The 24,589-nt window shown below is 72.1% G+C and carries 23 protein-coding genes; 8 read left to right on the top strand and 15 right to left on the bottom strand.

All coding sequences use genetic code 11. From position 1 onward, the window contains the following. The first annotated feature begins 275 nt into the window (after positions 1-275). Positions 276-530, top strand: coding sequence for a type II toxin-antitoxin system Phd/YefM family antitoxin (locus H180DRAFT_RS21775; protein ID WP_055487795.1), 255 nt, complete (start codon positions 276-278; stop codon positions 528-530). Then, the gene (locus tag H180DRAFT_RS21770) at positions 515-919 is read left to right on the top strand and encodes a PIN domain-containing protein (protein WP_055487794.1); all 405 of its coding nucleotides are present in this window, start codon (positions 515-517) and stop codon (positions 917-919) included. Before H180DRAFT_RS21775 ends, H180DRAFT_RS21770 begins: the two co-directional genes overlap by 16 nt. Before the next feature lie 34 nt (positions 920-953). On the opposite strand, the gene H180DRAFT_RS21765 is transcribed toward H180DRAFT_RS21770, so the two are convergent. Together H180DRAFT_RS21765 and H180DRAFT_RS21760 are read right to left on the bottom strand one after the other, a co-directional pair. Then, on the bottom strand, positions 954-1,373 hold the full coding sequence (locus H180DRAFT_RS21765; protein WP_079100294.1) for a RidA family protein: 420 nt from the start codon (positions 1,371-1,373) through the stop codon (positions 954-956). After that, positions 1,370-2,506 (bottom strand): acyl-CoA dehydrogenase family protein, encoded by a 1,137-nt coding sequence (locus H180DRAFT_RS21760; protein WP_055487793.1) that lies wholly within the window; start codon positions 2,504-2,506, stop codon positions 1,370-1,372. The genes H180DRAFT_RS21765 and H180DRAFT_RS21760 overlap by 4 nt, the downstream gene beginning before the upstream one ends. 147 nt (positions 2,507-2,653) lie before the next feature. Here H180DRAFT_RS21760 and H180DRAFT_RS21755 point away from each other — a divergent pair, with 147 nt between their 5' ends. The 3 genes from H180DRAFT_RS21755 to H180DRAFT_RS21745 all read left to right on the top strand — a co-directional run bounded on the left by H180DRAFT_RS21755 (position 2,654) and on the right by H180DRAFT_RS21745 (position 5,548). Then, entirely contained in the window at positions 2,654-4,372 is a 1,719-nt protein-coding gene (locus H180DRAFT_RS21755; RefSeq protein WP_055487792.1) for an AMP-binding protein, read from the top strand. A gap of 9 nt (positions 4,373-4,381) precedes the next feature. Further along, complete coding sequence (locus H180DRAFT_RS21750) at positions 4,382-5,212, top strand: PaaX family transcriptional regulator (protein ID WP_055487791.1); 831 nt, start codon at positions 4,382-4,384, stop codon at positions 5,210-5,212. A 105-nt stretch (positions 5,213-5,317) separates the two neighbouring features. After that, positions 5,318-5,548: a DUF3099 domain-containing protein gene (locus H180DRAFT_RS21745; protein WP_055487790.1), complete on the top strand. Its 231-nt coding sequence runs from the start codon at positions 5,318-5,320 to the stop codon at positions 5,546-5,548. Positions 5,549-5,605: 57 nt separating this feature from the next. On the opposite strand, the gene H180DRAFT_RS21740 is transcribed toward H180DRAFT_RS21745, so the two are convergent. Together H180DRAFT_RS21740 and H180DRAFT_RS21735 are read right to left on the bottom strand one after the other, a co-directional pair. Continuing rightward, positions 5,606-7,894 carry a bifunctional salicylyl-CoA 5-hydroxylase/oxidoreductase gene (locus H180DRAFT_RS21740; protein ID WP_055487843.1) on the bottom strand — a complete coding sequence of 763 codons (2,289 nt, stop codon included), beginning with the start codon at positions 7,892-7,894 and terminating at the stop codon, positions 5,606-5,608. Positions 7,895-7,928: 34 nt separating this feature from the next. Continuing rightward, positions 7,929-8,756, bottom strand: coding sequence for an enoyl-CoA hydratase family protein (locus H180DRAFT_RS21735; protein WP_055487789.1), 828 nt, complete (start codon positions 8,754-8,756; stop codon positions 7,929-7,931). A 206-nt stretch (positions 8,757-8,962) separates the two neighbouring features. Between H180DRAFT_RS21735 and H180DRAFT_RS21730 the strand changes: the two genes are divergently transcribed. Next, the gene (locus H180DRAFT_RS21730) at positions 8,963-9,733 is read left to right on the top strand and encodes a sulfite exporter TauE/SafE family protein (protein WP_055487788.1); all 771 of its coding nucleotides are present in this window, start codon (positions 8,963-8,965) and stop codon (positions 9,731-9,733) included. A gap of 36 nt (positions 9,734-9,769) precedes the next feature. Here the strand turns inward: H180DRAFT_RS21730 and argF are convergent, their stop codons facing one another. Together argF and H180DRAFT_RS21720 are read right to left on the bottom strand one after the other, a co-directional pair. Then, the gene (gene argF / locus H180DRAFT_RS21725) at positions 9,770-10,780 is read right to left on the bottom strand and encodes an ornithine carbamoyltransferase (protein ID WP_055487787.1); all 1,011 of its coding nucleotides are present in this window, start codon (positions 10,778-10,780) and stop codon (positions 9,770-9,772) included. Positions 10,781-10,887: 107 nt separating this feature from the next. Next, a complete protein-coding gene (locus H180DRAFT_RS21720; protein ID WP_055487786.1) occupies positions 10,888-12,120 on the bottom strand; it encodes an arginine deiminase in 1,233 nt (410 codons plus the stop codon). Between the two features lie 266 nt (positions 12,121-12,386). Between H180DRAFT_RS21720 and H180DRAFT_RS21715 the strand changes: the two genes are divergently transcribed. After that, positions 12,387-14,216, top strand: coding sequence for a sugar-binding protein (locus H180DRAFT_RS21715; protein WP_254666131.1), 1,830 nt, complete (start codon positions 12,387-12,389; stop codon positions 14,214-14,216). Positions 14,217-14,324: 108 nt separating this feature from the next. Here the strand turns inward: H180DRAFT_RS21715 and mmuM are convergent, their stop codons facing one another. From mmuM to H180DRAFT_RS21690, 5 genes are all read right to left on the bottom strand, one after another. Then, on the bottom strand, positions 14,325-15,272 hold the full coding sequence (gene mmuM / locus H180DRAFT_RS21710; RefSeq protein WP_055487784.1) for a homocysteine S-methyltransferase: 948 nt from the start codon (positions 15,270-15,272) through the stop codon (positions 14,325-14,327). Then, positions 15,269-16,183, bottom strand: coding sequence for an LLM class F420-dependent oxidoreductase (locus tag H180DRAFT_RS21705; protein WP_055487783.1), 915 nt, complete (start codon positions 16,181-16,183; stop codon positions 15,269-15,271). The genes mmuM and H180DRAFT_RS21705 overlap by 4 nt, the downstream gene beginning before the upstream one ends. A 46-nt stretch (positions 16,184-16,229) precedes the next feature. Then, a complete protein-coding gene (locus H180DRAFT_RS21700) occupies positions 16,230-16,706 on the bottom strand; it encodes a DUF6099 family protein (protein WP_368073139.1) in 477 nt (158 codons plus the stop codon). 99 nt (positions 16,707-16,805) lie between these two features. Then, positions 16,806-17,141, bottom strand: coding sequence for a nucleotide pyrophosphohydrolase (locus H180DRAFT_RS21695; protein WP_254666136.1), 336 nt, complete (start codon positions 17,139-17,141; stop codon positions 16,806-16,808). A 61-nt stretch (positions 17,142-17,202) separates the two neighbouring features. Then, the gene (locus tag H180DRAFT_RS21690; protein ID WP_055487781.1) at positions 17,203-18,504 is read right to left on the bottom strand and encodes an AAA family ATPase; all 1,302 of its coding nucleotides are present in this window, start codon (positions 18,502-18,504) and stop codon (positions 17,203-17,205) included. A gap of 501 nt (positions 18,505-19,005) precedes the next feature. Between H180DRAFT_RS21690 and H180DRAFT_RS21685 the strand changes: the two genes are divergently transcribed. Beyond that, a complete protein-coding gene (locus tag H180DRAFT_RS21685) occupies positions 19,006-19,806 on the top strand; it encodes an SGNH/GDSL hydrolase family protein (protein ID WP_055487780.1) in 801 nt (266 codons plus the stop codon). A 181-nt stretch (positions 19,807-19,987) separates the two neighbouring features. Here the strand turns inward: H180DRAFT_RS21685 and H180DRAFT_RS30580 are convergent, their stop codons facing one another. From H180DRAFT_RS30580 to H180DRAFT_RS21660, 4 genes are read right to left on the bottom strand one after another with little or no spacing between them, the layout of a single operon-like run. Then, positions 19,988-22,252, bottom strand: a complete 2,265-nt coding sequence (locus H180DRAFT_RS30580) for an ABC transporter ATP-binding protein (RefSeq protein WP_254666130.1) — start codon at positions 22,250-22,252, stop codon at positions 19,988-19,990. Positions 22,253-22,284: 32 nt separating this feature from the next. Then, positions 22,285-23,490, bottom strand: a complete 1,206-nt coding sequence (locus tag H180DRAFT_RS21670; RefSeq protein ID WP_055487779.1) for a glycosyltransferase — start codon at positions 23,488-23,490, stop codon at positions 22,285-22,287. Beyond that, entirely contained in the window at positions 23,487-24,323 is an 837-nt protein-coding gene (locus H180DRAFT_RS21665) for an alpha/beta fold hydrolase (RefSeq protein ID WP_055487778.1), read from the bottom strand. Before H180DRAFT_RS21665 ends, H180DRAFT_RS21670 begins: the two co-directional genes overlap by 4 nt. Before the next feature lie 6 nt (positions 24,324-24,329). Then, positions 24,330-24,584 carry an acyl carrier protein gene (locus H180DRAFT_RS21660; RefSeq protein WP_055487841.1) on the bottom strand — a complete coding sequence of 85 codons (255 nt, stop codon included), beginning with the start codon at positions 24,582-24,584 and terminating at the stop codon, positions 24,330-24,332. Positions 24,585-24,589: the final 5 nt, after the last annotated feature.

Below are 24,589 nucleotides of genomic sequence, written 5' to 3'. Positions count from 1 at the left end.
CCCGTCTCGCCCTCCATGAGTCCGCAGCGCTGAGCGGGGGCGCACGGCAGCGGAGGGAGCCGGTCGGCCGCTGCATTACCCGCGGATCACTGAGCGTGCCGCCGGACTCGAACCGCCACACGGCACGTTCGACGAGGTCGTCACGGACGAAGGCCGGGGCCGGTGGACCCGGGCCCCTGGGGCGAGGCCGTGTGACAATCGGCGATCCGGGGCGCCGTGGGGTCGCAGGGCGGAGCCACCGTGCATGATCAGGTGAAATCAGATACTCTGACATCATGAAGACGATGACGGCAACCGAGGTGTCGAGGAACTTCGCCTCAGTCCTCGACCGTGCCGAGCACGGAGAGACCATTGTGATCACAAGAGGTGGGCGGCGGCTCGCCACACTCTCCCCGACCACGACGGGAAACGGCGGAGCGCTCATGGATTTCCTCGCCGCACACCCGGTCGACGAGGACTTCGAAGCGGACGTCACCTCTGCGCGCGACAGCGTTGGCGACGAAATGAGCGCGACGTGGCCCGACGACTGATTCTGGACACCGGGATCATCATCCGGGCGGAGCGGGAACCCACAGGCCTGACGGGCCTGCTGGATCCCGAAGACGACGTCACCATCTCAGCCGTGACAATGGCCGAGTTGCAGCTGGGGGTCGAACTCAGCGACGGTGCCCGCCGCATCCGGCGACAGGAATACGTCGACGGTGTGCACGCCCTCGTGCCTGTGGAGGACTACACCTCCGACGTCGCACGCGTACACGCCCGGCTTCTGGCACACGTGCGGCGAACAGGGAAGCCCAGAGGGGCACATGACCTGATCATCGCCGCCACAGCCGCCGCCACCGCTCGCACTCTGGTCACTCTCGATGAGAAGGCGGCGTTCGGAGACCTTCCAGGAGTCAACGTGATCACCGGAACCTGATCGCTGAGTCGTCTGTGCGCGGTTTCGGAGACCGTCACGGCAGCACCGCGATGCCGTCCAGCTCCACCAGCGCCTCCTCGTCCCACAGCCGGGAGACGCCGATGAGGGCCATCGCCGGGTAGTCGCGGCCGGCATGGCGGCGCCAGACGGCGCCCAGGTCGCGGGCGGCGGACCGGTAGGCGGCGACGTCGGTCGTGTAGACGGTGACGCGGGCGAGGTCGGCGGGACCGCCGCCGGAAGCGGCCAGCGCCGTCAGCAGGTTGGCCAGCGCCTGCTCGAACTGCTCGGTGAGCGTGCCGCCGACGACGGCCCCCTCGCTGTCGAGCGCCGTCTGCCCGGCGAGGAAGACGATCCGCGAACCGGTCGCGGTCACGGAGTGCGAGAAGCCGGTGGGCGGGGAGAGTCCGTCGGGGTTGGTGCGCTGCAGGTGGGGGCGGGAGTCGGCGTCGGTCACCGGTAGAGCTCCTTCGCGATGATCGAGCGCTGCACTTCGCTGGCGCCCTCGTAGATGCGGGGTGCGCGGACCTCGCGGTAGAGGTGTTCGAGAAGGTGTCCGCGCTGGAGCGCGGCCGCGCCGTGGATCTGCACGGCGGTGTCCACTGCCTGCTGCGCGGTCTCCGTGGCCAGCAGCTTCGCCATGGCGGCGCGCCGCGCGATGTCCGGCTCGCCCCGGTCGTGGGCCGCGGCGGCCGCGTAGACCATCAGGCGGGCGGCCTCGATGCGGGTCGCGGTCTCGGCCAACTGGTGCGAGACGGCCTGCAGATCGCTGAGCGTGCCACCGAACGCCCGCCGCTCACCGGCGTGTTCGACGGCGGCGTCGAGGGCCGCCTGTGCCATGCCCGTCGCGAAGGCGCCGACGCTGGGCCGGAAGAGGTTCAGCGTGCGCATGGCCACGCCGAAGCCGCCGTCGGCCTCACCGAGGAGGTCGTCGCGGGAGACGGGGACGCCGTCGAAAGTGAGGGTGCCGATCGGATGGGGGGAGAGCATCTCCAGCGGTTCGCCGCCGAGCCCCGGCCGCCCGGCGGGTACGAGGAAGGCGCTCACGCCGCGCGAGCCGGCGCCCTGCGTCGTGCGGGCGAAGACGGTGAAGACGTCGGCGTGCGGGGCGTTGGAGATCCAGGTCTTTTCTCCGGTCAGGCGCCATCCGTGCCCGGCCCCTGTGCCGTCCGGCTCGGCTTGGAGGCCGAGCGCCGCCGCGTCGCTGCCCGCGCCCGGCTCGCTCAGCGCGAAGGCGGCGACGGCACGTCCCGAGGTGACCTCGCCGAGCCAGCGTGCGCGCTGGGCGTCCGTGCCCGCGAGGGCGACCGGTCCGGCGCCGAGCCCCTGGAGGGCGAGCGCGGTCTCGGCCTCCGTGCAGGAGTAGGCGAGGGATTCGCGCAGCAGGCACAGGTCGAGGGCGCTCGCGGGCCGCCCGTCCGGCGCGAACAGGCGGCCGAGCAGCCCGAGTTCACCGAGGGCGGCGACCAGCTCGCGGTTGATGCGGCCCTCCTCCCCGGCTTCGGCGAGCGGCCGGAGCTCGCGGGCGCCCAGCGTCCGCAGCTCCTCGCACCACTTGTGCTGCTCCGGTTCCAGTGCGAACGCGGGCATGCGGGCCTCCTCCTGGTGGCGGGCTGGTGCTCCCGGTCACTGATCCTCTATCGCGGACCGTTGACTGTCGTCACCAACACGTTACGCTCAACGGCACACCGGCGACACCGGCCACCGGCACACGGCACACCCCCGAGGGGGCTTGCGATGCATCTGAGCCCGTCCGCACACGTCGACACCTTCGCCCGCGAGCATCTGCCCCCGCCCGAGGACTGGCCGCAACTGGTCTTCGACCGGCCCGGACTGCACTACCCGGACCGCCTCAACTGCGGTGCCGAACTGGTCGACGGGTCCGCCGCGCGGTACGGCGCCGAGCGGCCCGCCTTCCGCGGCGACGACGGCGAGTGCTGGAGCTACGGCGAACTGCGCGCCCGCGTGGACCGCATCGCCCACGTCCTCACCGGGGTCCTGGGCGTCGTACCCGGCAACCGGGTCCTGCTGCGCGGCCCCAACTCCCTTCACCTGGCGGCCTGCTGGCTCGCGGTGATGAAGGCCGGGGCCGTCGCGGTGACGGTGCTCGCCGCTCAGCGCGCGCACGAGCTGCGCACCGTGTGCGCCATGGGGCAGGTCAGCCATGCGCTGTGCGACGCGGATTCCCTGGAGGAGCTGACGAAGGCGGACGTACCCGGGCTGCGGGTGACCGCGTTCGGCGGTGACGGAGCGGAGGACCTGCTGGCCCTGTGCGAGTCGCAGCCCGAGCGCTACGAGGCCGTCGCCACCGCCGCGGACGACGTCGCCATGATCGCCTTCACCTCCGGCACCACAGGGAAGCCCAAGGGGTGCGTCCACTTCCACCGCGACGTGCTCGCCGTCGCCGACACCTTCTCCGCGCACGTGCTGCGTCCGACGCCGGACGACCTCTTCGCGGGCAGCCCGCCGCTGGGCTTCACCTTCGGGCTGGGCGGCCTGGTGATCTTCCCGCTGCGGGCGGGCGCGTCGGCGCTGCTCGGCCAGTGGAGCGGCCCGCAGCAGATGCTCGCGGCGGTCGAACGCCACCGTGTCACCGTGCTGTTCACCGCCCCGACCGCCTACCGCGGCATGCTCGCGGAACTCGGCACCGCTTCCCCGCAGGCCCCGGCAGGCGGCCGCACGTACGACATCTCCTCACTGCGCCGCTGCGTCTCCGCCGGCGAGAACCTGCCCGCCGCCACCCACGAGGCATGGCAGGAGAGGACCGGCCTGCGGATGATCAACGGCATAGGTGCGACGGAGATGCTGCACATCTTCGTCTCCGCCGCCGACGAGGCCGCCCGCCCCGGTGCCACAGGAGTCGCCGTGCCCGGCTTCGAGGCCCGCGTGGTGCACAAGGACTCCGAGGGCCGCCTGACACAGGTGCCGGACGGCGAACCGGGACTGCTGGCCGTGCGCGGCCCCGTCGGCTGCCGCTATCTCTCCGACCCGCGGCAGCGCGAGTACGTGTGCGACGGCTGGAACCTCACGGGCGACACCTACATACGCGGGACGGACGGCTACTTCCGCTACGTCGCACGCGCCGACGACATGATCGTCTCGGCGGGTTACAACATCTCGGGCCCGGAGGTCGAGGAGGCCCTGCTGCGCCACTCCTCCGTGGCCGAGGCCGCCGTCGTGGGACGCCCCGACGAGCGGCGCGGCCAGGTCGTCGTCGCGCACGTGGTGCTGCGGGAGGGAACCGAGGGGGGAGCTGCAACGGCGGAGGAGCTGCGCGAGTTCACCACCGGGGAGCTCACGCCGTACAAGTGCCCCCGTGAATTCGTCTTCGCCGACTCGCTGCCGCGCACACCGACGGGGAAGCTCCAGCGGTACCTCCTGCGGGAGGCAGGCCCGGCACAGGCCGGGCCGGAGGCGGCCACCGAAGATCAGACGGCGGACGGGCTCCCCGCCTAGAGTTGCCGCGTGAATCAGCAGCAGCCGGCCGCCAGGCCGTCGCCGAGTTCGCTCATCCTCACCTTCTACGGGGCGTACGGACGTGCCTTCCCCGGCAGCACCGTGCCGGTGGCGGCGCTGATCCAGCTGCTCGGCGCGGTCGGAGTGGACGCGCCGTCGGTCCGTTCCGCCGTCTCGCGGCTGAAGCGGCGCGGGCTGCTCACCGCGGACCGGCCCGGCAGCAAGGCGGCGGGCTACGCCCCCTCGGACGCCGGGCGGCAGCTCCTCGACGACGGCGACCGCCGCGTCTACGCCCGCCCCGCGGCGGACGGCCGCTGGCTGCTGGCCGTCTTCTCGGTGCCGGAGAGCGAGAGGGGCCGCCGCCACATACTCCGTTCCCGTCTCGCACGGCTCGGCTTCGGCAACGCCGCACCCGGCATCTGGATCGCCCCGTCCCACCTGGAGGAGGAGACGCGTCACAGCCTGGGGCGGCTCGGTCTCACCCCGTACGTGGACCTGTTCACCGGCACGCACGTGGGTTTCGAGACGACCGCGGACGCGGTGGCGCGCTGGTGGGACCTGGCGTCCCTGGCGGCACTGCACCGCTCCTTCCTGGACGTGCACGAGCCGGTGCTGCGCTCCTGGGCGCGGCGGCGCCAGGCGCCCCCGGAGGAGGCGTACCGGGACTACCTCCCGGCGCTCGACGCGTGGCGGCGGCTCCCCTACGCCGACCCGGGCCTGCCTGCGTCGCTGCTGCCGGCGGACTGGCCCGGCGAGCGCTCCGCGGAGGTCTTCTTCGCGCTGCACGAGAAACTGCGGGAGCCGGGACGCGAGTACGCGGTGCGCTTCGCGCAGGGGTGACGGGCGGACGGCGGCCAGGCGTCTCTCCGGCCGCCGTGCACGGCCTCTCGTGGGCCCGCCGGGCACGGGCTCTCGTGGGCCGCCGTGCCGCAATACCCTGGAGGTATGTACGCACGACGGCGCAGGCGTTACTTCGTGCTGATGGCTACGTGCCTGGTGCTCTTCGTCAGCGCATGGAGCTTCGTGCGTCTGATCTCGGTCCCCGCCGCGGTCGGACTGTGCGTAGCGGCGCTGGTGATTCCGCCGATCGCGGCGATCGTCGGCAACCGGCGCGAGCCGGACGACCGCTGGTTCGACGAGGACCGCAACCCTGACCGGGACACCTATCGCAGATGACGCCGCGGAAGACGCCCGGCAGGCGCCGCACGGACCCGGACACGGGGCGGGCGGCTGCTACAGCGTGAGCCGCGGCTTGGGCGCGTCGGTACGGCCCGTCGGGGGTTTGCGGCTGCCCGCGCGGTAGGGCAGCGGCCAGGGCGCGCCGGGGCCCTGGTATCCCTGGTCGGCCGCGGCGTGCAGCGTCCAGTGCGGGTCGTACAGGTGGGGGCGTCCCAGCGCGCACAGGTCGGCACGGCCGGCGAGCAGCAGCGAATTGACGTCGTCCCACGAGGAGATGGCGCCGACGGCGATCACGGGCACCCCGACGGAGTTGCGGATGCGGTCGGCGTACGGCGTCTGGTACGAGCGCCCGTAGTCGGGCCGCTCGTCCGCGACGACCTGTCCGGTGGAGACGTCGACGGCGTCGGCTCCGTGCTCCCCGAACGCGGCCGCCACGTGCAGGGCCTCCCCGGGGGTGATGCCTCCCTCCGCCCAGTCGGTGGCGGAGACGCGCACGGTCATCGGCCGCTCCCGCGGCCACACTTCGCGCACCGCGTCGAAGACCTCCAGCGGAAAGCGGAGGCGGGCGTCGATGCCGCCGCCGTAGGCATCGGTGCGGCGGTTGGTGAGCGGAGAGAGGAAGCTGGAGAGCAAGTAGCCGTGGGCGCAGTGGAGTTCGAGCAGGTCGAAGCCGGCGCGGGCGGCACGTCGCGCCGCCTCGGTGAACTCCTCGCGGATCGCTGCCAGTTCGGCCACGGTGAGGGCCTGCGGCACCTGGTTGACGCCCTCGCGGTACGGCAGGGGTGAGGGGGCCACGAGCGGCCAGTTCCCCTCCGGCAGCGGTTCGTCGATTCCCTCCCACATCACCTTCGTCGAGCCCTTGCGGCCGGAGTGCCCGAGCTGCACGCCGATGGCGGTGCCGGGCGACTGCGCGTGCACGAAGCCGGTGACGCGGCGCCACGCCGCCTCCTGCTCCGCCGTCCACAGGCCCGTGCAGCGTGGCGTGATGCGGCCGCCCGGCGAGACGCACACCATCTCCGTCATCACCAGGCCCGCTCCGCCCAGCGCGCGGGCCCCCAGGTGCACGAGGTGGAAGTCGCCGGGGGTGCCCGCCTCGTCCTCGGACGAGTACATGTCCATGGCGGAGACCACGACCCGGTTGCGCAGGGTCAGTCCGCGCAGCCGGAAGGGCGTGAACATCGGCGGGGTGCCCTCGGGGACGCCCGCCTCCGCCTCGACGCCGGCGACGAACCCGGGGTCGCGCAGCCGCAGGTTGTCGTGGGTGACACGGCGGCTGCGGGTGAGGAGGTTGAAGGCGAACTGCCGTGGCGGCTGGGCCGTGTAGGTGGCCAGGTCCTCGAACCATTCGAGACTGCCGCGCGCCGCGCGCTGCGTCGAGAGGACGACGGGCCGGCGTTCCTCCTCGTACGCCGCCAGCGCCGCAGGCAGGCCGGACTGCTCCTCGATGCACGCGGCGAGCGCGAGCGCGTCCTCGACGGCGAGCTTGGTGCCGGAGCCGATGGAGAAGTGGGCGGTGTGCGCGGCGTCGCCGAGGAGCACCACGTTCCCGTGCGACCAGCGCTCGTTGACAACCGTGCGGAAGGCGATCCACTGCGAGTTGTTGCCGCGCAGCGGGCTGCCGCCGAGGGTCTCGGGGAAGAGCTTGGCGCACTGCTCGGCCGAGGCCCGCTCGTCGAGCCGGTCCAGTCCCGCGGCCCGCCACACCTCTTCGCGTGCCTCGACGATGACGGTGGAGGCACCGGGGCCGGACTCGCCCGCTCTCTCGTACGGATAGGCGTGCAGCTGAAGCACGCCTAGCTCGGTCTCGGCGATCTCGAAGCGGAAGGCGTCGAGTGCGAAGTCGGCGGCGAGCCAGATGTAGCGGCAGCGGTGCGTGGTCACCTGCGGCCGGAAGACGTCGGCGAAGGCGTCCCGGGTGGCGCTGTGCACCCCGTCGGCGGCGACCACCAGGTCGTGGGTGGCGGCCAGTTCGGCCGCCGCAGGCGCCTCGCTGCAAAACCGCAGCTCCACTCCCAGTTCGCGGCACCGCTCGTGCAGGACGGCCAGCAGCCGGCGGCGGCCGAGCGCCGCGAACCCGTGGCCGCCGGAGGTGAGAGTGTGCCCTCGGTGCACGATGTCGATGTCGTCCCAGCGCACGAACTCCCGCTGGAGCGCGGCGTACACGGCCGGGTCGGCGTGCTCGATGCCGCCCAGCGTCTCGTCGGAGAGGACGACGCCGAAGCCGAACGTGTCGTCGGGGGCGTTGCGTTCGTGCACGGTGACGCTGCGGGAGGGGTCGAGGCGCTTGAGCAGCGCCGCCGCGTACAGCCCGCCCGGTCCGCCGCCGACGACGGCGACGCGCATCCCCGTGGTGCCGGCCGAGGGCCCCGGGCTCATCTCATCTCCCCTGCCACTTCGGCGGGCGCTTCTCGCTGAACGACGCGTGGAACTCCGCGTAGTCCTCGCTGTGCATCAGCAGCGCCTGCGTGGACGCGTCCATCTCCACGGCGGCCGAGAGCGGCAGGTCCAGCTCCGCGGTGAGCAGCGCCTTGGTCTGCGCGAGGGCCAGCGCGGGCCCGTCGGCGAGGGTGCGGGCCAGCTCGGCGGCGACCGTGTGCGCCTCGCCCTCTTCGGTCAACCGGCTGATGAGGCCGATGCGTTCGGCCTCGTCGGCGCGTACGGGCTCACCGAGCATGAGGATGCGGGTGGCGTGCCCGAGGCCGACGACGCGCGGCAGCAGATAGGCCGCGCCCATGTCGCCGCCGGAGAGGCCGACCTTGGTGAAGAGGAACGAGAAGCGCGCCGTGGGGTCCGCGACGCGGAAGTCCGACGCCAGCGCCAGAACGGCACCGGCACCGGCGGCCACCCCGTGCACGGCCGCGACGACCGGGAACGGGGTCTCGCGCAGCGCCCGTACGACCTGGCCCGTCATGCGGTTGAAGTCGAGGAGTTCGGCGGTGCCGGCGTCCAGGGTGGCCCCGATGATCTCATCGACGTCGCCGCCGGAGCAGAAGCCGCGGCCCTCGCCCGCGAGCACCAGTGCGCGTGCGCGGCGCTCCCGCGACAACTCGGCGAGAAGGTCGCGCAGATCGGCGTAGGCGCCGAAGGTGAGGGCGTTGAGCCGCTCCGGACGGGCCAGGGTGACGGTGACGACGCCGTCGTCCTCGGCCACGCGGATGTGCTGCCACTCGCCGGTCGCACGGGCCGAGCCCGTGTACGGGCTCACGCGGATGCTCCGGGGGCGCTGTGCTCGCTCGTGGGCTCGCTGGTTGGCTCGGTCATGGCTCAATGCCTCCTTCGAGACGCCGGCGACGGCACACGCTGAACGTATCACCGGTTCGTGACTGCCGTCACGGGTGCGCGATAGACGCCCGCCGGGGTGCGGGTCGCGACCCGTTAGCGTGAGGGGCCGGTCGCGGGAGGGAAAGGCTGATGGAGCACGGTCCGCTGGTACTCGCACTGCTGGCGCTCTTCGGACTGGTGGGCGGCATAGGCATCACGGCGGTCGGTCCGGGCGGTGTGCTGCCCACCATCGGGATGTTCGTGCTGACGGGCCTGTCCCCCTCCGGCGTCGCCGGCACGGCCATCGCCACGCACATCGCGACCGGTGCACTCGGCACCGCCGCCTACACACGCTCCGGGCAGCTGCGAGACACCCGCACGCGCCGCATCGCGCTGATCCTCTCGGGCGCCGCGCTGGTGGGCTCGCCGCTGGGCGTGCTCTTCAACACCCGTGTCGACGGGCGGGTGTTCGGGATTCTCCTCGCGGTCGCCGTCGCCACCACGGGCATCCTGGTGTGGGTGCGAGAGCGCCGCACCACCGCAGCCGGGGACGGCGCCGGGAGGGGCCCGTCACCTCTGGTCACCGGCACCGTCGGGCTGCTGGTCGCCGTCGCCGCGGGCCTCTTCGGGCTCGGCGGCCCGATGCTGAGCGTGCCGCTGCTGGTGATCTGCGGCCTGCCGCTGCTGCCCGCCCTGGCCGCCGCGCAGGCGCAGTCCGTGGTCATCGCGGGCGTCGGAACGGTCGCCTACCTCGTGCACGGCTCGGTCGACTGGGCGCTCGCCGCGGTCGTCGGCGTCCCGGAGCTGGCGGGCGTCATGATCGGCTGGAGGATCGCCCATGCGGTGCCGACGCGGAAGCTGAAGTTCGCCCTCGCGGGCACCCTCCTGGCCCTGGCGCCCTATCTGGCACTGCACGGATAGGGCGTGTGCGGGCGGCGGCCGGCCCGACCTGCGCTGCTACGCCCCGCCCGCGAGAGTCGCGACGAGCACCGCCTTGATGGTGTGCATCCGGTTCTCCGCCTCGTCGAACACGACGGAGTGCTCGGCCGATTCGAAGACTTCGTCCGTGACCTCCAGGAAGTCCAGGCCGTGCCGTGCGTGGATCTCCCGGCCCACCGCCGTGCCCAGGTCGTGGAAGGCGGGCAGGCAGTGCAGGAACTTCACGTCCGGGTTCCCGGTGGCCCGCAGCACGTCCATCGTCACGGCGTACGGACGGAGCAGCGCGATCCGCTCGTCCCACACCTCCTGGGGCTCGCCCATGGAGACCCAGACGTCCGTGGCGACGAAGTCGGCTGCGCCCACGCCCTCTTCGACGTCCTCGGTGAGGGATATGCGGGAGCCGGTACGGGCCGCGATGTCGCGGGCCCGGGTGATGACGGACTGTTCGGGCCACAGTGCACGCGGGGCGACGATGCGCACGTCCATGCCGAGCAGCGCGCCGGTGACGAGGTAGGAGTTGCCCATGTTGTTGCGTGCGTCGCCGAGGTACGCGAACGCGGTCTCCGTGAGCGGCTTGGGGCAGTGCTCGGTCATCGTGAGCACGTCGGCGAGCATCTGCGTGGGGTGCCAGCTGTCGGTCAGCCCGTTGTAGACGGGGACGCCGGCGTAGGCGGCGAGCTCCTCGACGACGGCCTGGCCGCTGCCCCGGTACTCGATGCCGTCGTACATGCGGCCCAGCACACGGGCGGTGTCCCGCGCGGACTCCTTGTGTCCCAGCTGGGAGCCGGTGGGGTCCAGGTAGGTCGTGCCGGCTCCCTGGTCGGCGGCGGCGACCTCGAAGGCGCAGCGGGTACGCGTGGAGGTCTTCTCGAAGACCAGCGCGATGTTGCGGCCCCGCAGCCTCTGCTGCTCGGCGCCCGCCTTCTTGGCCACCTTCAGCTCGGCGGCCAGATCGATCAGGTGACGGAACTCCTCGGGAGAGAAGTCCAGTTCCTTGAGGAAGTGGCGGCCCGTGAGATCTGTCGCCATTAGGGCTCCTAGGTCGCTGGCAGAGGCTGACTGATATCGACCTGGAATTCTATACCGTGGCTCGAATCTCTATACAGCGCCCTCTCTTCCTGCCGCCGCTGCCGCGTTCAGACCGGGTCCCTCTCCACCGGGCAGCTCATGCACCGCGGCCCGCCCCTCCCCCGGCCGAGTTCGCTGCCCGGGATCTCCAGCACCTCGATGCCCTGCTTGCGCAGGTGGGTGTTGGTGGTGACGTTGCGCTCGTATGCGAGCACGACACCCGGTTCCACGGCGAGCACGTTGCACCCGTCGTCCCACTGCTCGCGCTCCGCGGAGTGCACGTCCTGCGTGGCGGTGAGCACGCGGACATGGTCCAGGCCGAGAGCAGCCGCGATCGCCCTGTGCATGTGCTCCGGCGGGTGGTCGGTCACCTTCAGCTCGTTGGCGCTGCTGCCGGGCTCGATGGTGTACGAGCGGAGCATGCCCAGCCCCTCGTACTGGGTGAAGGTGTCGCCGTCGACCATCGTCATCACGGTGTCCAGATGCATGAACGCACGGCGCTTGGGCATGTCGAGCGCCACGATCGTGCGCGCGGAGCCCGCCGCGAAGAGCCCCCGTGCCAGCATCTCGACGGCCTGCGGAGTGGTGCGCTCGCTCATGCCGATCAGCACGGCGCCCGAGCCGATGACCAGCACGTCACCGCCCTCGATGGTGGACGGATACGCGCCCTGCCCCTCGGACCACACGTTGAAGGCCGGACTGCCGGGACCGGCGAAGAGCGGGTGGTGGAAGTAGATCGCCTCGAAGTGCACCGTCTCGCGCTGACGGGCCGGCCAGCGCATCGCGTTGATGGAGACCCCGTCGTAGACCCAGGCGGAGGTGTCCCGCGTGAAGAGGTGATTGGGAAGCGGGGCGAGCAGGAAGTCGTCCAGGTCCATGACGTGGAAGCGCACGGACGCCGGCTCCTCGTGGCCCTCCAGGAACTCGCGCTTGGTCATGCCCCCCACCAGCGCCTCGGTCAGCTCCCTCGTCGGCAACCGGTCGAAGGCGGCGCGCAGATGCCCGGTGGCGAGCGGACCGTACTCCTTCTCGTGGAAGACGCGATCCAGGACGAGGGTGCGGGCGTCGGGGATCTCCAGCGTCTCGGCCAGCAGATCACCGAAGAGGTGCACCGCGATGCCGCGGTCGCGCAGCGCGTCCGCGAGGGCGTCGTGCTCCTGGCGTGCACGGCGGACCCACAGCACGTCGTCGAAGAGGAGATCGTCCTTGTTCGTCGGCGTGAGGCGCTTCAGCTCCAGGTCCGGGCGGTGCAGGATGACGCGGCGCAGCCGTCCGGCCTCTGAATCGACATGGAAACCCATGTCTCCATCCTCGCCGAGGTCGACGTGACGCGCGTAGTGTTTGCGCAAAGGTCTCCACGCCGGAGGGGCAGAACAGCGGGCCGTACCCCGAGAGGGTGCGGCCCGCTGCGCGGTCCGGCCGCGCCGCGCGAGCAGGCTCCGGGCGTGCGGACGGGGGCGGCGGACATGGCCTGCGGGACGGTTGCCCGGAACGCAAAGATGCCGAAGAGTTGCGGCCGGTGACATCCGCGGGCCGAGGGCGGGCCGGAGAAGAGGGCGGTTCCAGCGTGTTGGATTCGAGCGAGCAGACCGGCACGTCGGGCCCCTCCCGGAGGCTCGTGACGGCTGCCATGGCCTCCGGCCTGGTGGGCGCCGCCGGCGCGGCGGGGAGTCCCACGGCGCAAGCGGCCGAACGTCCGTCCGCCGGGCGCCGCGACCCCGCCCACCACGACGTGCTGTTCGTGAGCGCCCACCCGGACGACGAGGCCGGCAACCTGTCCACCTTCGGCCTGTGGCGGGAACGGCTGGGCCTGCGCACGGGAGTCGTCACCATCACCCGCGGTGAGGGCGGCGGGAACGCCGTCGGCCCGGAGGAGGGCGCACCCCTGGGCATGCTGCGCGAGGACGAGGAGCGCTCCGCGACCGCGCTCGCGGGCATCGAGAACATCTTCTACCTCGACAAGCCCGACTTCTGGTACACGCTCTCCGCCCCGCTCACCGAGCGGATCTGGCATCAGCAGGACACCTTGGAGCGCATGGTGCGGCTGCTGCGCATGACCACGCCGCACACCGTCGTGACCATGGATCCGCGTCCGTTCAGCCAGCACGGCGGGCACCAGATGTCGGCGCGGCTGGCGATCGAGGCGTTCTTCCTGGCCGGTGACGGGCGGGCGTTCCCGGACCAGTTGAACTGCGAAGGGCTGAAGCCGTGGCGCGCCCGGCGCCTGCTGGCCCAGAATCACGGATTCTCGGACCTGCTCGGGCCGGACGCTCCCCGGAAACGCCGCAAGGACCCCGTGACGGGACTGCCTGTGGTCGGCGTCTGGTCCGGGCACCGCTCACGCGAACACGGCAGGTCCTGGGCGCAGGTGGAGCGGGACGCGAGCCGCATGTACCGCAGCCAGGGCTGGGCCGCGATGCCGCCCGAGGTTCCCACGGACCCCGCGAAGCTGGGGTCGGACTGGTTCAGCGTGCTGGCGCGGCGGGGCCGGGTCGTCCGGGCGCCCGTGCGGGAACAGGGCGGACTGCGGCCCGTGTACGCCGAGTTCCGCGAATGGGCGCGGCGGGTGGGGCTGCCGTGGCTGGCCAACGACGCACAGCCCGACTACCCGGCCGTGCCGTCGACGACGGTTCCCGAGGTCGCGGCGGCTCCCGTGCTCAACGGCGTCGAGGGCGAAGGCGAGTACCCGGGGCCCGAGTTGCCCCTTCGGCACTGGGAGGGCGACGAGGTCCCGCACTCCGACTGCTCGGCGACGGCGAAGATGTCCCGGCACGGGGACGACCTCTACGTGCTCGTCACGGTGACGGACGACAAGGCGGGGACCGCTCTGGACCAGGACGACGCGAAGCGGCACTGGCGCACCGACTCCGTCGAGATCGCGCTCGACCCCCGCGGCGACGGCGACGACACCTCGGTGACGTTCAAGACCGGCATCTTCCCGTTCACGGCGGGAGACGCAGGCCCGGCCGCGGAGCGGGACGCCGACAACAGGCAGGGGCCCGCGGAGAAGACTGCGCCCGGTATGCGCGTCGCCGCCGCGGTCGGCGAGCCGTTCCGGGGCTACACGGTCGAAGTGAAGATCCCCCTCGGGGAGTTGCCGGCCGCGGCGGACCCGGAGCGCTTCGCGGCGAACATCCTCGTGTACGACTCCGACACCCAGGACAAGACGGGCCAGACGCGGCTCGCCTGGTCGCCGTTCGGCAGCGCCCAGGCCGATCCGTACGTGTGGGGCACCGCCCGCCTCGGGGGTTACACGCCGCCGGCGGACCGTCCGACGGTTCCCGTCGACCCCGAGATTCCCACGGAGGCGGCACGCAGCGAGGACTCCCCCGCGTCCGTCGCCCAGGCCCGGCGCACCGGCGTCCCGCTTGCCGGAGGCCCGCGCCCCTGCCGCTGACGGGGCGGGGCGGACGGGACGGGACGGGACCGGGCAGTGCGGCGACCGGGTGTGGTGGTGCGCAGTTTTCCGGGCGGCGTCCGTCAACTCACCGTCGCCCAGGGCGGATCAGCCCTCGCCCGGCGCGCCCCGGCCGCCGGACCGCATGGCGGGTTCGCGGGCCAGTTCCGCGATGAGGTCCGGGCCCACGCGGCAGCAGCCGCCGATCAGGCGGGCGCCCTTCTCCACCCAGCCGGCGGCACGGTCGGCCGACCAGGTGCAGGAGCCGTGCCATGCACGCCCGTCGGCGCCGTCCCACTGTTCGCCGCTGTTGGGGTAGACGACGACCGGCTTTCCCGTCACCGCCGCCGCGGCAGCGACGGCACGGTCCGCGTCGCCCGGAGCGCAGCAGTTGACGCCCACCGCCATGACTTGATCCCGGCCGGCCGCCAACGCAAAGGCCTCTCCCAGGGGTTGCCCCGCGCGGGTGCGGTCCCCGGAGATCGTGAAGCTCAGCCACACAGGGATGCCGCAGCCGTCCGCCGCGCTCAGCAACGCCTCGGCCTCCACCACGTCCGGGACGGTCTCCAGCGCCAGCACGTCCGGCGCCGCCTCCGCCACGGCCTCGATCCGGGGCCGGTGGAAGGCGGCGAGTTCGCGCACGCTCAGCCCGTACCGGCCCCGGTACTCGCCGCCGTCCGCGCGGACCGCGCCGTAGGGGCCGACCGAACCCGCGACCCACACCTGATCGCCCACGCCGCAGCGTTCGGCGGCCCGGCGGGCGAGCTCCACGCTGCGGCGGAAGAGTTCCCGCGCCTCCCGCTCCCCGGCGCCCGCCCGCGCGAAGCCATCGAAGGAGGCCTGATAACCGGCGGAGATGAGCACCCGCGCCCCCGCCCGCACATACGCCGCGTGTGCGTCCTCGATCCGCCGCGGGTCGTCGCGCAGCAGCCGCGCCGTCCACAACTCGTCGTCCAGGGCGCAGCCCTGGGCCTCGAGCTGGCTGGACAGCCCGCCGTCCAGGACGAGCGGACCGCGGGCGAGGGCGGTGCTCAAGGCGGTGGCGGGCCGGGTCACGACAGCTGGGGGCGTACCTGCTCGGAGATCAGCTGAAGGTGATCCAGATCGTGCACGTCGAGGAACTGCAGGTAGATCCGGGAGGACCCGGCCTCCTTGTAGCGGCCGATCTTGTCGACGACCTCTGCCGGGGAACCGGCGAGCCCGTTCTCCTTCAGCTCGTCCACGTCGCGTCCGATGGCCGCGGCGCGGCGGGCGGTCTCGGCGTCGTCCTTGCCGACGCAGGCGACGAGCGCGTTGGAGAAGACGATCTCCCGCCCCGTCTTCTCTGCCGCCGCCCGTACCCGGGCGAACTGCCGCTCGCTGTCCTCGACGGAGGCGAAGGGGATGTTGAACTCGTCGGCGAAACGCGCGGCGAGAGCGGGCGTGCGGACCTTGCCGTGGCCGCCGATGAGCACGGGCACCTTGGACTGGGCCGGCTTGGGCAGCGCGGGCGAGTCCGTCAGCGTGTAGTGCTTGCCGCGGTGGTGGAACTTCTCTCCGGGCGGCGTGGACCACAGCCCGGTGACGATCTCCAGCTGCTCCTCCAGCCGGCCGAACTTCTCGCGGGGGAACGGGATGCCGTACGCGGTGTGCTCGTCCTCGAACCAGCCGGTTCCCAGGCCCAGTTCGACCCGGCCGCCCGACATGTCGTCGACCTGGGCGACCTGGATGGCGAGGGGACCGGGCAGCCGGAAGGTCGCCGCGGTCATGAGGGTGCCCAGCCTGATGCGGCTGGTCTCACGGGCCAGCCCGGCGAGGGTGGTCCAGGCGTCGGTCGGCCCGGGAAGGCCGTCGGAGCCGCCCATGGCCAGGTAGTGGTCGGACCGGAAGAACGCGTCGAAGTGCAGGTCCTCGGCAGCCTTCGCGACGCGCAGCAGCGTCTCGTAGCTTGCCCCTTGCTGGGGTTCGGTGAATACACGAAGCCTCATGGCACCCATCCTGCCTCACCCCCCTCACTGGCCCTCGCCCTGATCGTCAGGCTGCCGGGCCGTGTTCCTGCGCCTCCAGCCTGCGCATCATGCCCGTGACACGGTCCCCGGACTCGTCGGCCGCGTCGAGGGCCTCGACGCACTGCCAGTACAGGCCCTCCTCCCTCGCAGAGACGGCCACGAGCACGAGCGCCACGCCCGTCTCGGCCAGCAGCAGACTCAGGTCGGACAGCGCGCACTTGGGGTCCTGGACCTGGGAGAGCCGGTCGGCACGCGCCTCGCACCACCGGCCGCCGCACCGCACCGGGCCCACCGACGACAGGCAGGCCTGCGTGCCTGCTTCGCTCAGGCCGATCGCTTCGGCCCGCACCGACTGCGGTCCGCTCACCGCGAGATGACGTCCGATCGCCCCGGCGAGGGCCTGCACCTGCCACGCTTCGGCGACAATCTCTTCCACGGACTCGCACTCGGCGAGCGCGTGGCGGGTGGCCTTGATGAGATGCACGGCATCCAACTTCACCACCTCCCTCCACGCATCACTACGGAGAGTGACACTCAATAGGCAAGCAAGCCGGGCCAAGTTGCACCAATCCGGGCATACCGCCTCTCGCGAATACCTCTGTCACTTCATAGAGTGACCGCTTCCGGTAGCCGGGAAACGCTTCTCGTTGCGCTCGATCTTCGCGGCAAGCGCTTTCAGCACGTCGACACCCAACACCTCGCAGAACTGGAGCAGATACGCGAGGACGTCCGCGACCTCGTCCTCGACGCGGTGCGCGGTCCCGGGACGTTCCATCACACGGGCCGACTCCTCGGGCGTCAGCCACTGGAAGATCTCGACGAGTTCACCGGCCTCGACGCTCAGCGCAGCGGCCAGATTCTTCGGGGTGTGGTACTGCTCCCAGTCGCGTGCCCTCGCGAACTCCGCAAGTCTGCACTGCAGTTGGGACAACGACACGGACTCGTGCGGGCCGGAGCGCGAGGGCCCGCCGGACGGGGACGCGGAAGAAGAGGGGAATTCACTCACCCCCAAGGTCTACCAGGGACACATCCGGGTGCCGCGCGGCCTCTGCCGCCGCCGTCCCCGTATCGCTCACGGCTGCCAGCAGCCTCACATGCCCCCGCTTGCCCATCCGCACCGCAAGCGCGACCAGTTCGGCCGTCTGCCGCGCGTCCAGGGCGCGGTCCAGCCCGTCGGCGAGCAGCGTCATCGCCTGCCTGGCGGGAAGCACCTCCTGGGCGGGGTCCATCGACAGCACCCCGGGGCCCGTCAGCAGCACCAGAGCCAGCGCTGCGTAGCGCAACTCGCCGTCGCCCAGCCACTCCAGGGGGGTGCGGACGCAGGGGTGGCCGGCGCCGGGACCGCTGCCGGAGCCGGGGCCGGGACCGGGGCCGACGATCAGCGCGCGGACGCGGCCCCTGTCCGAGTGCTCGTCGGGAAGGTCGGCGACCACCTCGGCGACGGGGTCCGCGAAGCCGGCGCTCAGGGCGTCGACAAGGTGTCCGTACCGGATCGCGCACTCCGTGCGGGTACGGCGCAGCACCGCCGCCAGGTTGTCGCAGCCGCCGCGCAGAAGGGTGTCGCCGACGGGCACTGGGTCGCGCATGGTCTCCGGACGCGGATCGCAGGCGAAGGCGGAGCGCAGCGCCACCACCACCTGCTCGGCCGCCTCCAGCACCCGGCGCTCCTCCTCCGTGCCGCCGGCGACCCGGAGGGGCAGCAGGGCCGTCGCAAGCCTGTCGGCGGGAAGCCGGGCCCGCGTGACCCGGCCGGTCCCGGCGCTGTGCCATTCGGCCTGCACGGCGGGGCGCGCCGGGTCGCGCAGCGCCGTGGCCAGCAGGGTGCGACCGCCGGGCACCGTCAACCGCTCGCCTACGATGCGCAGTTCGGGCTCGGCCTGCACCGCGAGATCGAACCGCACCGGCCCCGCCGGGCCGTCGACGGTGCAGCCGAGGCGGAAGCCGCGGCGCCCCTCGGCGTCGGGGCGGGCGCGGCGGGGAACGTAAGCACCCGGACCTCCGGAGGCGCGCCCGAAGACCTCCCCCAGGGCCTCGCCGCCGCCGAGCCGGGCCAGGGCCTCGTGCGCCTCCAGGACCGCCGACTTGCCGCTGCCGCTCGGCCCGGTCAGCACGGTGACCGGGCCGAGCGGGACGGTGCGGTCGCGCAGCGCGCGGAACGAGGACAGGTGCAGCCGGGTCACCGCCGCGGCTCTCGACGGGGCGGCCGCCTCGTCGGGGCCCTTTGCCTCTTCGGAGCCCCCGGCAGCCGGAGCCGGAGCCGCGCAAGAGCCGTCCGTGGTGCGGTTCTTCGTGACGTGCATGCTCCGGACGGTAAGCAGCGCAGCGTCAGCCGAACCGTTCCGTCACCCCTGTCTCCCCCTAACGAGCGACGCATGCGGTCACGGTGGCCTGCCATACCGAGCGCCGGAGTTGCGAACGCGAAGCGCAGAGAAGCCTGTTGGCGGAGTGACGGGACGCGTCGGATCAAGTGACGGACCAGTGAAGGCACTTCACGCCAGGCGGCGGCCCGGCCGGGGTGCGCGGCGCACAGGCTCGCAGGCCCACGGCCACAGCGACCGCGTTCCGGCGCCGGCAATCGCGTCCGCAATTTCCGCCCGGAAGCGCAAGGAATCACGAAAGAAAGTCGCCCGCATTTGCCGGTAATGCCACCCGTACTGGATCACCGAAACACCTTCGAAGATCTTCGAGTTTATCGAAACGTGATCGAAAAAATACGCGCCCGCACATACCCGCGCGCGCGAGGCGACTGCTATTTCTAGGGTGTTCTGTTCTCATCCCCCACCTTCGGAGAAGACAACTTCATGCGCTCGTTGAAGCTGCTGTTCGCCGCATTGCTTGCGATGGTGGCCATCGCCTTCGTCGCTCCGGGATCACAGGCTGCCGCGGGCAAATACGTGGCCCTCGGTGATTCTTATACCGTCGCCGTAGGAACGAGGACCTACGACAACCCGGACGACCCCTGCCGCCGCGGCCCCACCTCCTACCCGAGGCTCTGGGCCGCCGCGCACCAGGACGTCGGATTCGTGGAAGCGGCGTGCTCGGGCGCCACGACGGCCGATGTCATCAACACGCAGGTCGGCCGGCTGACGCCGGACACATCCCTGGTGACGCTGCAGATCGGCGGAAACGACGTCGGCTTCGTCGACGTGCTGAAGAACTGCATCCTCACCGCGGACGACGCCGACTGCATAGCCGGGGTCGAGGCTGCGAAGGCTGCCGCCAACAGCACGCTGTCGCCGGCACTCGCCCAGACGTACTCGGCGGTGCGCGCCGCGGCGCCGTCGGCGAAAGTGGTTGTCGTCGGCTATCCGCGGCTTTACACAATCGGAGGTGACTGCGGCATTCTCGGTCTCAGCGACAAGGAGCGGACCGCACTGAACTCCGCGGCCGACACACTCGCCGGGATCATGTCCGCGCGGTCGGACGAAGCCGGATTCACTTTCCTGGACGCACGGCCGGTTTTCGACCCGCACACCATCTGCTCGAGCGGTGAGGACTGGGTCACGAGCCTGGAGTGGGACAAGCTCAACGAGTCCTACCACCCGAACACGAAAGGGCACCGGGACGGCTACCTCGCCGCCCTGAACCCCCTGATGGGCTGACCGGCCGGCACTTTCGCGGCAAGGAACGTGAAGGGGTGCCCGCCGTATGCGGCGGGCACCCCTTCACGTCTCGGACCCGAGTCCGGGCACCGGTGCCACGTTCCGTGGAGGTGCGCGGCGACGCCGCAACTTCGCCCGCGAACATCAGACTTGGCGAGAACCTGCCCGGATGCCGCCGCGATCAGCGGCCCGGCGGTCCGCCGGGCGACGCCACGGGACGCTGCGGCAGAGGTCCCGCCGACGGCGCCGGCCCCCTTCCCTGCGGGGGCCGACGGCCGCCACCGTCCGGGGTGCCCGCGGGGGTGCCGCCCCGGCCACCGGCAGGACGCCCCGTACCGGGGCCGGCCGGCATGCCGCCGCCTCCGGCGGGACCGCCCGGCTCCGCACCCGCAGCCGCACCCGGCGCCGCTCCGGCCGCGCCCTCCTCGCCCACGAGCATCTGGGAGGCGGCGAGTTCGCGGTAGAGCGGGTCGGCCTTGACCAGCTCCTCGTGGCTGCCGAGCGCGCGGATCTCGCCGTGCTCCATCACCACGATCTGGTCGACGTGGGTCACGGTGGACAGACGGTGCGCAATGAGGATGACGGTGCACCGCCGGGCCGCCTGGTCCACCGCCTCGCGCAGCGCCTGCTCGTTGCGGGCGTCGAGCTGCGCCGTCGCCTCGTCCAGCAGCAGCACTTCCGGCTTGCGCAGCAACGCCCGTGCGATGGCGAGCCGTTGGCGCTCACCACCCGAGAGGGAGACGCCGCGGTTGCCCACCTCGGTGCGCAGTCCGTCCGGAAGCCGGTCGATCAGCGTGTCGAGCCGCGTCACGCGCAGGGCCTCGGCGATGTCGGCCTGCGAAGCGTTCGTCGCCGAGTACGTGAGGTTGTCCTCCAGCGTGCCGGCCATCACCGGGGAGTCCTGCTCGACGTAGGCGATGCGGCGGCGCACCTCGGCCCGCCGCATGCTCTCGATGTCGACGCCGTCGATGATGATCTGACCCGCCGTCGGGTCGTAGAAGCGCTGGAGCAGCGCGAACATGGTGGTCTTGCCGGCGCCCGAGAGACCGACGAGCGCCGTCTGCGTCCCGCCGGGGATGGTGCACGAGATGCCCTTGAGTGCCGTGCCGCGCCCGGGGTATCCGAACCGCACGTCGCGGAACTCGATGGTCGGCGGCCTGCGCACACCGCCGGCCCGCGCTCCGATGACCTTCAGTTGCATCGTCGAGGCCGGGTTGCCCCGGATTCCGGCGTCCTCGTCCGCGCCGCCTCCGGCGAAGCCGTTCACGTGGCCGTCGGGCGCTCCGTTCACCCTGCCGTTCGCGCCGGGGCTCGCGGGATGCCTGGGCATGTGGTCCTGGGGCAGCTCGTCGACGTCGGCCTCCACGGCCATCCGCTTGATCTGCTCGATGCGTCCCACCGCACCCAGCCCCTGCTGGAGCATGCCCAGCCCTCCCACGAGGGAGCCGATCGGGCTCGCCAGGTAGAAGACGTAGAGCAGGAAGGCGATCAGTTCGGGCGTCTCGAGGTCCCCCGAGGCGACCAGCGCACCGCCGACACCGAGCACGGCGAGGAAGGCCGCCTGGATGGAGACCCCGGAGAGGATCTTGACGAGGGCCACGTACTTGGCCCCGACCAGGCCCGCCTTGTAGGCACCGTCGATGGCGTCGTCGGCGACCTCGGTCTCCCGGTCCTCCGCGCCGTTGGCCTTCACCGTGCGGGCCGCACCCAGCGTGCGGTCCAGCGCCGAGCCGACGGCGCCGATCGACTCCTGGGCGCGCGCGACCGCCTTGCGGATGCGCGGCAGTACGCCCCCCATCACCAGGCCGACCGCCACCAGCACGCCGACGGTCACCCCGAGCAGCGGAAGGTGCACGATCCCCATGAGGACGCCGGCGCCCACGATGCTCAACAGGCCGTTGGCGATCATCACCAGGCCCTCGGTCGCGGCGTTCTGCAGCAGCGTGCTGTCGGAGGTCACCCGCGCGATGAGATCGCCGGGGGGACGGCGGTCGAGTTCGGGTACGCGCAGCCTGATCAGCCGGAAGACCAGTTCCTGCCGTACGCGGCGCACGACCCTCTCCGATGTGCGCTGCTGCCACCACGACTGCAGTCCGGTCAGCCCGGCGCCCGCCACGACGAGCGCGCCGAGCAGGATGACCGGCCCCTTCACATCGCCCCCGCCCGAGAGGGAGGTGAGGACCTGCTGCGCGACGAGCGGCTGCATCAGTCCGGCTCCGCTGGAGGCGAGCACGAGCAGCAGCGTCGCGAACAGGACGAGACGGTGGGGACGGGCGTACCCCATCAGCACGCGCAGCGGCGCGCGCTTGCGGTGGTCGATCCGCAGCACGCTCGCCCGCGGGTGACCGGCCACCTCGGGCAGGACCGGAGCCTGCGGGGGCGGAACCGGGGGCTGGGAGCCCTTGAAGAACCCGAAGGGCTCGGGGGGTCCGGGAGCCGTCGTCATGTGTGTCCTACAGGTCGCTGGTCGGGCGGGAGTCAGCCTGCTGCCTGGTAGTTCGCCGCCTGCGCGGCGATGCGGTCGAGGTGGTCCGCGGCGGCCCGCGCGCCGCCGGCCTCACGGAAGGACCGGCCGATCGCCTCGGCCGCCTCCTTGTGGCCGCCCGCCGGATCGAGCACGGACGTGACGGCCGCGGCCAGCCGTGGAGCGTCGACCCTGTTGAAGCGGACCCGCACTCCCGCACCGGCGTCGACGACCTGCCCCGAGACGATCGGCTGGTCGTCGCGGATCGGCGCGAGCACGAGGGGGACGCCGTGCCAGAGCGATTCGCACACGGTGTTGTGGCCGCCGTGGCACACGACGGCGTCGAGGTGGGGAAGCAGATCGAGCTGCGGCACGTACTCGCGCACCAGCAGCCCGGACTGCCCCGGCCCGGTCTGCTCCCGGGGTACTCCGAGCACACCGCCGGGGTCGACGACGATGCCCTGCACCGTCTCGCGCAGGCCCTCCAGCGCGGCGACGGCCTCGCCGAGGAACCGTCCGCCGGCGTCGGCGTTGGCCGTGCCCAGGGTGACCAGCACCTTGCGCCGCCCGGGGTCGAGCTCCCCGTAGGGGAAGTCGCACCGGGGTGCGCGCGGGGCGATGGCCGGGCCCACCATGTGCACGCCGTCCCAGGGCAGCGGGGCGTCGCCGAGCAGCGCCCGGCCGGTGAAGGCGACGATGCCGTGCGGGGAGAAGCGGGGGTCGCCGCTGCACCGTTCGTCGCCGAACTCGGCGCGCAGCGAGGCGAAGATGCCCTTCAGCCACGCCTCCACCTTCGGCATCGAGGAGAGCGGGTCGGTGAGTTCGGCCGACGTGGTCACCGACGTCACGTACGGGATGCCGTGGCGTTCGGCCACCAGCGCCCCGGCCACGGCGTGCTGGTCCGCCACCACCAGGTCGGGGCGGAACTCGCGGATCGCGGAGTCGACGCCCGGCGCCATCAGTCCGGCCAGCGGTGCGAAGAAGTCCTCCCACAGGAAGCGGAAGGCCGCGGGCCCGGTCAGCTTCGGCGGCCGGCCGAGGTCGCTGTCCGGCATCCGCGTCTCGTGGACCTCTGCGTCCTCTCCCGCCAGGCGCCGGATCAGCTCGCCGTACCCGGCCCAGGCCACCCGGTGGCCCCTGCGGGTGAGTTCGGCGGCGACGCCCAGCAGCGGGTTGGTGTGCCCGACCAGCGGGGGGACGACGAAGAGGAGGCGAGTCACCGTGCGGCCTCTGCCAGTTCGTGCCCGGCCGCCCTCTTCTCGGCCTCGTCGTGCTCGCGCACCCAGTCCAGGAGCAGGTCCCGTGTCTCCTTGGTGCGCTCCACCAGGACGGAGTGGCCCTGGTCGGGCAGCACGACGGTGCGGCAGCGCTCCAGCACGCTCTCGAACAACGGGACCTGGGCGACGAGCCCCGACTCCTCACCGAAGATCGCCAGCACGGGGCAGGTGATCGCCGACAGGTCGTCGTCTATGACACGTCCGCTCCACACCTCCGCGCCCAGCGTGGTGGAGTTGAGGATGCGGCCCGCGATGCGCGAAAGGCGCGCGGTCTGCGCACCGCGGTTCTCCTTGATCCAGTCGATGACCTCCTCGTGCACGAGCTGCTCCTTGGCGAGAGCGAGCCCCTCGGCCATGTGCCGTGTCCACCGCTGGACCGGCGGCTCGGCCTCGATGAGGGTGAGCGTCGCGATCCGCTCCGGGTACCAGGCGGCTGCCCCGGCCGCGACCGTGCCGCCGAAGGAGTTGCCCACGACGTGCACCCGCCGCCGCTCACCGAGCGCGTCGAGCAGCGCGACGAGGTCGTCGACGAAGGACTCGATCCGGTAGCCGCTCTCCGGCCGCTCGCTGCGGCCGTGCCCGCGCAGGTCGTACATGATCACGTCGATGCCGGCCGCGGCGAACGCGGGCCCGAGCGTGAAGTAGTAGCTCGCCAGGCTGTCGGTCAGCAGCCCGTGCACGAACACCACGACGGGCGGCTCGCCCTGCTGCCCCTCGCGCACGGTGGCGGGGAGGCGCTGCACATGGGTGGTGATCTCTCCGGTACGGATCTTCATCCCGGATCAGCCCTCTTCCGTTGCGCGCAGCGACGCGACGACGAAGTCCACCAGTTGACCCACGGTCAGCGCGATGATCTCGTCGAGTTCGAGATCGGCCACGAACTCGGCGAAGTTGACGCGGTCCCCGTAGTGCTCGCGCAGCGAACCCGAGAGCGTCACCAGGTCGATGCTCTCCAGCTCCAGGTCGTCGTGGAAGGTGGTCTCCCTTCCTATCTCGGCCTCGTCGAAGCCGTACTCCTCGAGCAGTTCGCGCAGCATTCCGG

Source organism: Streptomyces sp. WMMB 322 (assembly GCF_900090145.1).
In the GTDB taxonomy this organism is placed as follows: domain Bacteria; phylum Actinomycetota; class Actinomycetes; order Streptomycetales; family Streptomycetaceae; genus Streptomyces.
The sequence above is the reverse complement of the archived record's forward strand: the minus strand, read 5'-3'. Positions and strand labels throughout refer to the sequence as shown.

Bases quoted from the DNA above. Each gene is read 5' to 3' on its own strand.
- H180DRAFT_RS21775 (WP_055487795.1), top strand. From the start codon at position 276: ATGAAGACGATGACGGCAACCGAGGTGTCGAGGAACTTCGCCTCAGTC.
- H180DRAFT_RS21760 (WP_055487793.1), bottom strand. From the start codon at position 2,506: ATGCCCGCGTTCGCACTGGAACCGGAGCAGCACAAGTGGTGCGAGGAG.
- H180DRAFT_RS21755 (WP_055487792.1), top strand. From the start codon at position 2,654: ATGCATCTGAGCCCGTCCGCACACGTCGACACCTTCGCCCGCGAGCAT.
- H180DRAFT_RS21745 (WP_055487790.1), top strand. From the start codon at position 5,318: ATGTACGCACGACGGCGCAGGCGTTACTTCGTGCTGATGGCTACGTGC.
- H180DRAFT_RS21740 (WP_055487843.1), bottom strand. From the start codon at position 7,894: ATGCGCGTCGCCGTCGTCGGCGGCGGACCGGGCGGGCTGTACGCGGCG.
- H180DRAFT_RS21730 (WP_055487788.1), top strand. From the start codon at position 8,963: ATGGAGCACGGTCCGCTGGTACTCGCACTGCTGGCGCTCTTCGGACTG.
- argF (WP_055487787.1), bottom strand. From the start codon at position 10,780: ATGGCGACAGATCTCACGGGCCGCCACTTCCTCAAGGAACTGGACTTC.
- H180DRAFT_RS21720 (WP_055487786.1), bottom strand. From the start codon at position 12,120: ATGGGTTTCCATGTCGATTCAGAGGCCGGACGGCTGCGCCGCGTCATC.
- H180DRAFT_RS21705 (WP_055487783.1), bottom strand. From the start codon at position 16,183: ATGAGGCTTCGTGTATTCACCGAACCCCAGCAAGGGGCAAGCTACGAG.
- H180DRAFT_RS21690 (WP_055487781.1), bottom strand. From the start codon at position 18,504: ATGCACGTCACGAAGAACCGCACCACGGACGGCTCTTGCGCGGCTCCG.
- H180DRAFT_RS21685 (WP_055487780.1), top strand. From the start codon at position 19,006: ATGCGCTCGTTGAAGCTGCTGTTCGCCGCATTGCTTGCGATGGTGGCC.
- H180DRAFT_RS30580 (WP_254666130.1), bottom strand. From the start codon at position 22,252: ATGACGACGGCTCCCGGACCCCCCGAGCCCTTCGGGTTCTTCAAGGGC.
- H180DRAFT_RS21665 (WP_055487778.1), bottom strand. From the start codon at position 24,323: ATGAAGATCCGTACCGGAGAGATCACCACCCATGTGCAGCGCCTCCCC.
- H180DRAFT_RS21660 (WP_055487841.1), bottom strand. From the start codon at position 24,584: ATGCTGCGCGAACTGCTCGAGGAGTACGGCTTCGACGAGGCCGAGATA.